This window comes from Rhodoferax sp. (assembly GCF_030646845.1).
Taxonomy (GTDB): Bacteria; Pseudomonadota; Gammaproteobacteria; order Burkholderiales; family Burkholderiaceae_C; genus Rhodoferax.
Window position 1 is genome coordinate 68,308 of record NZ_JAUSLE010000072.1, and the last position, 10,795, is coordinate 79,102.

Consider the following 10,795-nt stretch of genomic DNA (forward strand, 5'->3'; position numbering starts at 1 on the left):
TGCTGCTGTTGGTGCAATCAGTCCCCTAGATACCGCCATTGCAATCGGCTTTGGAAAGCAGCACGTCGAGCGCCCCCTGCATTCCAGTCATTGTTTGGATCCAACGCCCCGCCTGTGCCATGGCATTGCGCACAGAACGGGTTGACGTTTTCGCCATTGCGAAACCGTTGGGTGTCTCGCTCCATCAGCACCGGATCAATGGCGATCCAACCTCTCGGTCTCATTTCATAGACCATGATCGGGGCGGCAATGACTCCTCCAACCGCTGCGAACGATCCCCCCAGCGCGACGAGAGCTGCCTCGCCCGCCCACGCGCCGCCGATCATCATTCCGCCGCCGACCAGACTTGCGCCGCCGCTGGTCGCCTTGCCGACCGTGACGATGCCGGGATCGTGCTCGGTGTCGATGCTGGCTAACATGAAAGCACCGCCGGCGAAATTGAATACGCCGCCACCCGCGGCAAAGAAGCGGGCTGAGTTGGCCATTCCTGGCGCCGCCACCTCTGGGAACGCTGGCATCGGACCAGAGGGGGTGCGCCCGGTGAGAGTTTCGAGCGGCGAACCGAGAGCCCCGTATTTCGGGTTGATAACCCCGCCTCCGTATTTCAGGTCACCGATCATTCCGGCTGCACCGCCCGTTAAGTTGTCACCGACCGCGATGGTCGTACCCGGACGGGCAACCACGATGTCCATGTTGAAAGATCCTCGTGGTCCTCCTGGCGTGCCACCAATCTGCACCACCACACCGTTTACTGTGCGCACTTCGGAATAGATCCTTCCCGCATCGTAGAAGCCCATGCTTTGCAATTCCTGGATCACACCCGTGGCTTGCCCGTGAGCCGCGGTTCCGAACGGACTCGCAGAGCGCGGACTGAAAGTTGGCGGTCTCAGAGTCCCGGCTTCAAATCCCGACTGGGCATGAATGAACGTCAGCAAATCGTCGATGGAGTTAGTTGCCTGCGCTGCGACACTTGTAGGAGCGGCTGGCGCGAGGCTGCTCATCAAGCTCCCTGCGGCCGAGAACCCACCGCTTGCGAACGCCGATGAACTGTACGAGCCATCATCCATGCTGCATGTGAGCGTTGCGTCATTGCCTGAGGCCAATGTCGGATCGACACAAGACTGAGTAGCTGGATCACACTGCGTGCCGGTCGAGTCGGTAAAGCTCAGAGGGTTACTGCGGCCGTAGACATAGGGATTGGGTCCGTCAACAAGTCCGGCAGGATCGGTCGCCGTCCACCGGCCCAGCCAGTCGGCGTAGTACCTCGCCCCGTGGTAATACAAACCGCTCTCTTCGTCGCGTTCCTTGCCCGTGTAGCGATACCGCTTCGCCGCCTCGGTCTGGCTGCGCACGGCCCGGTAGGTCGAGCTGCCGTAGGGCGCATATTCCTCATACGAAATAATGTGTCCCAGGTCATCGAGCTCAAGGCTGGCCGAACCGAGGTGATTGCCGAACTGGTAGCGGATGAGTTGGCAGGGCGACTTGTCGCAACCTGCCGTGTCGAGTGTGCACGTCTCGACAAGGGCGAGGCGCCCTGTGTCGTCCATCACATGCAGCGTCTCTCGCTCCAGAGTGACCGAGTCATGCCCGACAGGCCCACCGTGCTTGCGGAAGATCTCGAAGCCCCCGATATAAAGGCGCTCTTCGATAAGGCCCGGGGCCTTCTCCCACACTTTACGCACGCGCTGGCCTGCTGCGTCGTACACATAAAAGCCCGTGCCACCACCTCCCAAGTCCGTTTGGCGCAACTGGTCTTTGTAGTCCCAGTGCATGCTCGGCCCGGGCATTGCGCCGCCCAGGTGTGGCATGCGCAGCTCGTTGCCGTGGGCGTCCTGCAGATACGTTTGTGGCTGCGCCGTGTTGCCAGCGGGGTTGAGTGTGGTGCGCGTCAGGCGGTTGCTGTTCTTTTGCAACGTTGCGCCGCTGCCGTCGTCGATCAAGCTGGGTTCGAGGTAGTCATAGGCACGCGTCCAGCCAGGATGCGCCACGTCACTGCCGCGATGCTGCATCTGCAGGAAATTGCCGACGGCATCCAAGACGTAGCGCTCGATGTAGGTACCCATGGCATTGCCGTCGTTCGCGGCAAACTGCCCGACGGCATCGGCGCTGGCAGGGCCCCCGCAACCGGCATCGTTGGGCGCGTGGACGACGGAGCCGCTACTCTGGCCGAGGTGTTCGCGGCCGGTGGCCTGGATCAGGCGATAGAGCGCGTCGTAGGTGTAATCGTTGCTGGGCTCGACCCGCTTGTTCCTGAAGTAGACGGCTTGCTGCGCATCGTCCTGGATATGGGTGATGTTCCCGGCCGGGTCATAGGTGTAGTGCAGGTTCTGCACCTGTTTGCCTGGCCAGTCGGCAACGGGTGGCCGCGGGTCGTCACCGGGGAAGTCAGCCGCCCGGCGCTTGGTCAGCAGTTGGGTGAGCCGCAGGGTGAGCGGGTCGTAGCGGTAGGTGGTACTGGCGCCATTCTTGTAGTCGATGCGCTGGCGCTTGCCTTTTGCGTCGTAGTCGATGTTGGCGACGCCCACAGGTGACGCTGCCTCGCTTGCAGGGTCAATGAGCGCGCCTGGATCTGCCTCGCGCTCCAGCCACACGTCCATCCGCTCCAGAAAGTTGGCCTCGTTGAATATCGGCTGGATGACGTTGAACTTGCCACGCCCCACGCTGCTGCGTGGGGCGACGGATTGGATGGGGCGGTTGAGCGCGTCGTAGCGCACGCTGCCCACAAAAACTTCATCATTCAAGGTCGGGTTCAGCGACCAGTCGGGGATGCCGGTGTAGTCACAGAGCAGTTGCCGCGTGCTGCACAGCAGGTTGCCCTTGAAGTCGTAAGCCTCTATCGGGCGGGCGTCTGCATCCAGTCGCGCATTGGTGGCCACGCCGGCGGAATCGAAGTGCCGGAAGATGCGCATGCGCAGGTTGAGCGCCTCGGCGTTGGGCAGCGCCTCGCCGTACGCGATCTTGTCGATGAGGATGTCGCGGCCCTGGGCGCGGGGATCGGACTCGGTGCTGGTGCCCCGGACCATTTGCCCCAATGCGCGGCGCAGCGTGTCGTACGTTTTGGTGAAGTTGTGACCGCGGCTATCCCAGGCGCGAATGGGCTTGCCGGCAACGTCGTTCAACATCCAGCGCGCGCCTGCTTCCATACTTTGCTGGTGGATGTGGTTGCCAAGCATGTCGTAGGCCGAGCGCATCACGATACGCCCGAGCGGGTCGCCGGCCTGCTGAACGGCATCGCGCGCAGCGCGCTGGTTGCCTTCGATGTCCATTTCGATGCGGGTAGCAAAGCTGTCTTCGCTGCCGTCAAGGTCGTGACCGGGGCAGACGACGCGGTTGCGTGCGACGGTCAGGAAGGGGCGACCCAGGGCATCAAAATGCGCAGCGGTGGGCGTGTCTGCATGCGCCTGAGCCTGCTGCGCGGCCTTGCGCTCCTCCGTGCCGAGGGCGCCACCGATGCGTTGCGCGTACCAGGTCTGCCACGTAGCGGGCTGGGTCTTGAAGTATTCCGCTACGAAGCCGCCGATGTCGGGGTCGGTGCGCGGGTCACCGGTTTGCTGGTTGCGCAACGCGCAGGTGTCGTTGACATCGCAAGTGGTCTGCTGCCAGGGATCGAACACCACCTTCGCGTAAGTGTGGTTGGGGTGCAGCGTGGCGATAACGCGCTGCGTCGGGTCGTAAAACAGCACCGGGCTCACGCCGATGCGCACATTAAACTCGAAGCGGTGGGTGTCGGTGAAGAAGGGCTCGAACTGGCGGATCGGTTTGCCCTTGTTGTTGGACACTGTCCAGCCGCTGCCCACCCAGCGTGGGCCTTTCTCGCCCGGTGTTGTGATGGCTTGTCCATCCGCGCCGACGAGGATGTTGCCGTTGGCATCGCGTTGGGGCACCGGGCCGGGTTCGGCCTGGATTTTTTTCTGGATCTCGCGGCCGAAGCCGTCGGAGTAGCTGAAGTTGAGCTGGATCTTCAGGACCTGCGTCTGTAAGGGGGCGTTGGCATGCGTTTCCCGGGCGAGGGTGGCGGCGCATGCAGGCTGCCACTTCACAGAGTCCCGAGCGTTCTCCTGCCGGGTCCGGCGGAAGCGGTCGAGGTCGTAGACGATTCGGGTGCTTGCGTCCTTCAGCAATGCCACTGCGTGGGTGTGCGGATCGGGTGCGTTGAACAGGCCATCCAGCTGGGCCTGCGTGAGGTCAACAAGGAAGCCAGTGAGCGCATCCCCTTCCACCGGTGCAGGCAGCGGCTTGCCCATCACCGCGGTGCCCACCACCATGCCCAGCGTATCGAAGGCAACCTCGGTCTGGTTGCGGTTCGGGTCGCTCACTAACCGCGGTTGCAAGACGCGGTAGTCGTTGGCGTTGACTGTGACACGGTTGCCGAGTGCATCACGCGTCTCTGTCATGAGAAGGTCATAGGCGTCGAAGTCCACACAAGCGAGCTGGCCAAAGGGGTTGGCGTAACGGCGGGGCAGGAAGAAGTGCTGGCGGGCGCGCAGGAGTTCGGTGGCAGCGTCATCGGCAGGGTCGTCGCTGTAGAACGCCTGTCCCGAGGGCAGCCACCAGTGGTCGTCCGCGTCACTCGCGGGAAAGCGGCCATCGGCCTTGAGGGTTTGGCTTTGCAGGTAGCCTCCGCGGTCGCCTGCCTGCCCTTGGAGAACGTCGGCGGGGTTGGGTAACAGGGGCTCATCCGGCTGCCCTTGGCGTGGGCGCCGAAACACATGGTCAAGGAGGCCTGGCGTGAAGGCGAGCTTGAAGGTCTCGCCGGGCAGCGCGAACGATTGCAGTTCACCCAGCGGCAGGATGCCGCTCAGGTCGTCGCGCCGGTAGAGGGTGCGCAGCCACTCGATGGGGCGGCGGCGCTGGCCTGCGCCAGCAATGGCTTCGTAGGCGACTTCAGGTGCGGCGAACTTGTGGCGCAGACGTCCGGCAGCGGCGGGATCCGGCTCAACCAAATCAGTGGGCCTGTAACGTCCGGCGGGGCCTGTAGCCGTGTAGCCAGTCAGCTCGTAAGTAATGGCCTCGCAGGGCAACGGTGCCCGGTAGGTTTCGGGCGTCGCGATGGCATGGGTGACGCGGTTCTCGGTGTAGGTGAGCAGAGCCGTCGTCTGGCGATTGCGATCCCACGCTTGCGACAGCGGCGAGACGCGTCGGCCGTAGCCGATGGCCGCCTGCTTGAGCACGTTGCCAAGGTCATCAACTTCCAGTGTCAGCGCGTGCTGGATGCGCGGATCGGCCGGGTTGCGCTCGTAGTGGTAGGTCAGCGCCTCGTTCGCGTGCGTGAAGAAAACCGCATACCGGTTCACGCCGCGGGACTGCAGCATGCGGATGCGAAAGTTCTGCTCGGTGACGGTGTAGGGTGTGCGGGCCCGGCTTACTTGTGCTGGCGTGGCGCCGGGATGCCCGGCGTCATCGGCATAGATCTCCTGGCGCAGCATGGAACCCTTGAGAGCGCGGCAGGCTTCGCGCTCTTCTTCTGGTGTAAGGCCACGCGGCAGAATCGTGTCGTCAAGCAGCAGCGCCCGTGAGGCACTCTTGCTGAGCCCGGGCTCCCGAAAGTACCCGTCCTCCATCTGACGGGAGATGCGCTCCCGGCCCAGCCAGGCTCCGGTGTGGAACCAGGTCTTGGTGTGCACGGGCGCAACGTGCGACGCGGCGGCGATGTTGTCTGCCGGAGTGCTGCCTTCGCTGAGCGCTTCAAACTGTTCTGTGTCCCACTGCTCCACCATGCCGAAGCCGCGAAACTCCCGCTCAACGCCATCGTAGTGACCGTCGTGGTACGCGTAGCGGGTGACGAACCGACTGCGACTAAGGTGGTCAATCGACTCCATGCGCTTGATGACATGTACTGGAAATGGCAGGCGCGTGAGCCAAGGGCGGCCGGCTTCCTGATCGGCCAGATAGAACTCCGTGGAGGATGCGTACTCAAAACGCGTTTCGGCCCCGAGTTGGTTCTCCGAGCGCACCAGCAGATGCGGCTTTTCGCCGCACATCAGGTCGATGTACTGCACCGGACGCCATGCCATGCCTGGAAGCGCTGTCGACCAGACGAGGCAGGCCGTGCCGCGGCCGAGCAGGTCGACAACGCTGAGTGAAATGCCTTCGACGAGCACCATTTCGCAAACCGTGCGCGGCTTGCTCAGTGCGTTGCCGCTCTCATTGAGGTAGACCTTGACGCCCTTGCGCCCGGCGTAGAGTACGTCCGTCGGCCCGGAGCCATCCGTATCGGCGAAGCGCAGGCGTCGCGCGTCGAACAAGCCCTCCTCATCGAACCAGGGCGATGCGTCCATCGTGACTTTGGGCCCGAACTTTCCGTAGCCAAGGCTGGGCCAGTAGCAGACCTCGCCATTGCGGATGCGCACAAGGTCCGCGAGCCCATCGCCGGACATGTCAGCAAGGAACACTGACTGGTCCGCCTGCCCCAGCAGGACCCGCGGACCGCCCTCTTCGTTCCATGGAACGCGAACGCGGATGGCCTCGCCGAATCCGTCGTCGCCAAGGGAAGGGTGCCAAATGATTGCCTGATCGTCTGTGATCAAAATGTCGGCGAGCCCGTCTCCCGAGAGATCGGCGAGGTGGACATTCGGATCTGCAAAATCGACAAGCGGGAACGAGCGGAACGCACGGAAAGGCATCCACCCGGCGTCGGCCGTGCGATCAAAATAGCCGCCGATGCCCTGTTCGAGCGTGGCGAATTCGAGCCGACCATCCGAGTCAAGGTCGATGAGCTGTGATCGCCCGCCATCCCCCACCGGCATGCTGCGAACCACCTGCACAGGGCCGAACCGGCCTTGTCCGCGATTCGGCTTGTAGTACCACGCACCAGGCTCTGTGGCGAGCACACCCGCGATGCCTTCGCCGTCAAGATCTGTCCACTGGTAGCCTGGCCCGCCAATCCCGGTGGGGAGGTTTTCCAGGCTTTCGGCGGGCAACTGTCGAACGGCCCAGTTCCTTGGCGCAGGATCATCGAGTGGGCTCTCTGCATAGTGCAGCAACAGCGCGGGCAGCGATCGGCGGCGATACGACCCGTCGTCGAGCATCCGGTAGCCGGATTGCGTGATGCTTGTCACCCGCGTGCCGGTGGGCCGCTCGTCGTAGCGGAGGTGGACGCCGCGCACCAGTGTTCGCGCCGCCCCAAGCATCTCGTGCATGCGATGCACCACAAAAATGCGTTTGCACAATCGATAGGTACGAACCTCGAAGCCGGACCGTGAGACTGAAAACGGATCGCGGCGCGAGGGCCTCGGCCCCGGTGCAGCCTGCGTCCAACTTACCCTCTCGAAACCGTCCGCGTCCGGTTCATGATTGAAGGGCTCATCGCCGTAGTCAAGCACGACTTCGAACAGCCACCCGGTCTCTGAATCGATGTGCGGGCGCGGCAAATGGCGGCTACCCGCTGCACTGCCTGCCAGCACGGCCGGCACCGGCTTGCGATTTCCGTACCGAACGCGTTTGAGATACCGGTTTGCACTGCGCGAACGGAACCGTTCGTTTAGGCGGCTGATATCAACACCATCACCACCTTCCGCGGCGTACTCGTATTCGATGGCGTTACCGCGGTCGTCGTAGCTACGGCATACAAGCCACTCAAAAATGCGCTGCCCATCTTCAGGATCGGCGACACGCGACTCAGCGCCTTCACCGTAGACCGTAAGAACGTTGTCCCGGGAGATGGTGCGCCAGTGCGTATCGCCGTCTGCAAGGCGTGTCCAACTCTCGATGCGCGAGAAAATGCCTTCAATACGTGGCCGGTAGCGGCGTACAAAGTAGCCTTTCGTGTCTCTCGCAACCCCCGACCCATCATCGTTGCAGACCGGCACAAGATCCTCCGAGCCAGAGAGCAAAAAGATGTCTGCTGCAGCATCCGCAGACGCGACTTCTTCCTCACGGCGTGCGAAGGGGGCGTAGCGGGGAACGCCCTTGTCGGTTCTTCTCGAGATTGACGGCAGGCCTAGCGTGCAGCCCAGGCCGAACGGGCCGTTGCCCGAACCTGAACTGTGGGACAGTGAAAGCGCAGGCTGAAACCCGCTGCGGCTCTTGCTCAATGGAACGGGGACTGTGAGTGACGCGGTCCCGTTAGCAGAATTGGTCTGAAACTTCTCGCCCAGTCCTCTGATCGCGCCGCCCCCCTTTGGCATGCTCACCTGCGGTGCGGCCATAGACGAGGGTCCTTGCGTGTCTTGCTCCTTCGATCCGACGTTTTCAGATTCCATCATGCTATTGATCAGTGAAAGTGGTGTTTGCCGCCACACACTCAACAGCGCCTTCCGCGTCGCGCACCAAACTGCGGATCGCGCCCATCAGGCCACGCATGCCAACGCGCCGTACAGCAACGCTTACAAGGTCATCCACAATATTGATACGCAACACAATGAGCCGCTTGAACTTGCTCAGCCAGCAGCGCTCAATTTGTTCGGTGTCCGTTGAACGCCCCACCAGAAGCAGTGCGCAGGCTGACAGTGGGGGCAATTGAGCCAATAGCCCTTCAATCTCCGCAAGCGAGATCACACGGTCGCCCATCAGCCGCATGTCGTCACAGCGCACGACCGCAGCCGAAAGGACTTCGGCCGTGAGGTCGCCAGATGACGATGCCACCAAGACAGGGAACATGCGTTTTTCCTGGAACGGGTTCATGTCTGTATTAAGGATGGGCAATTCCATTCACGTCTACGATCACGACGATCCATAGATGACCAAGCGTTCGATCGCGTTGGCAAGTCATGGGAACTGACAATGGATCCAGCAGCGACCCGATACTTTCCTGAATCCTTTGATCGATGTACTGCCGTGTCTCGTGCGCATGCCAAATATTCGGTGTGAATCTGACACCGAACAGAGGCAATATAAAAATGTGCTCTGCACATTACGGCGTAGACTTGGCGCTTCACCCGCAGACAGCTGTCGTTTGCACATTACGGGAGGCAGTGATGGACCTACTTTTGGTATCACCAGTTCGTCTACTTTGCGACGGCCTGGCTGCTTGTTTATCCGGGCGAAACGGCGTGCGCCTGCAATCAACAGTGGAAGATTTGCGAACCCTACGCGTTTCGCTATCTTCCCGGCCGGTGGAAGTGGTCCTTATCGACGTCACTCAGGGTATCGATCTGGATGAGGTTCGCGCCATTGCTTGCGAGCATCCGACGGTCGCGCTCGTTGCGCTGGGGCTGCTGGAACAATGCCGCGAAGTAGTTAGTTGCGGGCGCGCAGGATTTGTGGGTTACATCTCCCGCAGTTCGTCTATCGACGAGCTTTGCAAAGCATTACCCGACATCGTGGCCGGACGGCTCGACTGCAGTTCGCAAATTTCAGGTGGGCTGCTGCGCGCACTCAATCGCACCATGTCAGACGACTCAGAGTCATGCATCGCAGAGCCATTGACTAAGCGCGAGGGCGAAGTCCTGGAGCTCATTGGCCGTGGACTATCGAACAAAGAAATAGCACGCGAGCTTTGCCTGAGTCTCTCAACCGTCAAGCACCATGTACACAATGTGCTGAGCAAGCTGGGCTTGAGCAGTCGCGCCCAGGCAATGCGCAAAGTCCGCAACACGCCGTGGATCGCGGCATCGCGGCGGGTGTCACGATCGTCCCAGTTTGGTGGTCGAGCAGTACCAGAGCGGCGCCAAGTCGCCACCTCCGCAACAGCCACCTAGCGTTTTGCCCGATTTGTTGTTGACCTGTGCGTGCGCCGCCTGCGTTAGAGTGCGGCCTATCCACACTTGAACTCTGGACTTCAGACCTGACAAAACTAACAGGGCTTCGCGTGAGTCTACCAAGCTGGTCAATCAGGTGCACGAACGCATGCAATATTTTTTGCGACATGCTTAATGTCGGAAGAATCGTAAGTCCTGCGGGTAACAAATCTGGAGAGTTGAGGGACCGCTTTGCGGAGCTTGCGCCACTGGCAGCAATGGGCACGAACCGGCGGTGGCGAGTGACCGATCCCAGGCAACACCCTCAATCAAATTTCAGGCTCCAGATACCTGCCATTCGCGAATGTCAGCAGAGGGTCTTGGATTCAACCGGTCGATGCAACAAGTTGGCTGAATCGTTCAGCAGGCGTTTCGTAGTTTAGAGTTTTCCTTGGACGTTCGTTCAGTTTTCTCGCCACTGCATTAAGTTGTGCTTGTGAGTAGTTCGAGATATCGATTCCCTTGGGGAAATACTGCCGCAATAGTCCGTTCGTATTTTCATTGCTCCCTCGCTGCCAAGGACTCTGAGGATCACAGAAGTAAACGCTGATGTCAGTGGCCAATGTGAAACGCTTGTGGTCCGCCATTTCATGACCCCGATCCCAAGTCAACGACTTGTAGAGTTCCTGGGGCAACTTGCGAGCATTTTTGATCAGTGCAGTGATGACCGTCTGGGTATCTTTGCGGGCAACCTTCACCAGCATCACGTAACGCGTCTGACGCTCAACCAGTGTCGCAATCTGGGTGTTGAGGCTGCCAAACAGCAAATCGCCTTCCCAGTGGCCCGGTACAGCCCGGTCTTCCACTGTGGCAGGGCGCTCACTGATGGATACGGCGTTGGTGATCTTGCCGTGGTTGTCTGTCTTTTGGGTGTGGTGGCGCGAACGGCGCATGGCCCTGGTGCGCCTCAAATGTTGCAGCAGTTCTCTCTTCAGGGCACCACGGGCCTGTATGAAGAGACTTCGATAGATGGTCTCAGTTGACACCTGATAGTTCTCGTCGTCCGCATAAGCATGCTTTAGCCATCCAGCAATTTGCTGTGGTGACCATTGCAATTGGAGCTTACCAGCCACGATGTTCGCCAGCTTTCGCTTCTCCACCAGTTTGCAAGTCTTGGG

Annotated in this window: 4 protein-coding genes; 1 reads left to right on the forward strand and 3 read right to left on the reverse strand. The window is 61.1% G+C overall.

Annotated features, from left to right (window positions below):
* Window positions 1-17: 17 nt before the first annotated feature.
* Window positions 18-8,201, reverse strand: coding sequence for a SpvB/TcaC N-terminal domain-containing protein (locus Q7T10_RS18255; RefSeq protein ID WP_304750967.1), 8,184 nt, complete (start codon window positions 8,199-8,201; stop codon window positions 18-20).
* Between the two features lie 4 nt (window positions 8,202-8,205).
* Window positions 8,206-8,649, reverse strand: a complete 444-nt coding sequence (locus tag Q7T10_RS18260; protein WP_304750969.1) for a hypothetical protein — start codon at window positions 8,647-8,649, stop codon at window positions 8,206-8,208.
* A 266-nt stretch (window positions 8,650-8,915) separates the two neighbouring features.
* Between Q7T10_RS18260 and Q7T10_RS18265 the strand changes: the two genes are divergently transcribed.
* A complete protein-coding gene (locus Q7T10_RS18265) occupies window positions 8,916-9,638 on the forward strand; it encodes a response regulator transcription factor (RefSeq protein WP_304750970.1) in 723 nt (240 codons plus the stop codon).
* A gap of 365 nt (window positions 9,639-10,003) precedes the next feature.
* Here Q7T10_RS18265 and Q7T10_RS18270 read toward each other — a convergent pair.
* Window positions 10,004-10,795: IS30 family transposase (locus Q7T10_RS18270; RefSeq protein ID WP_304750972.1), on the reverse strand; the 792-nt coding region annotated here is incomplete at its 5' end.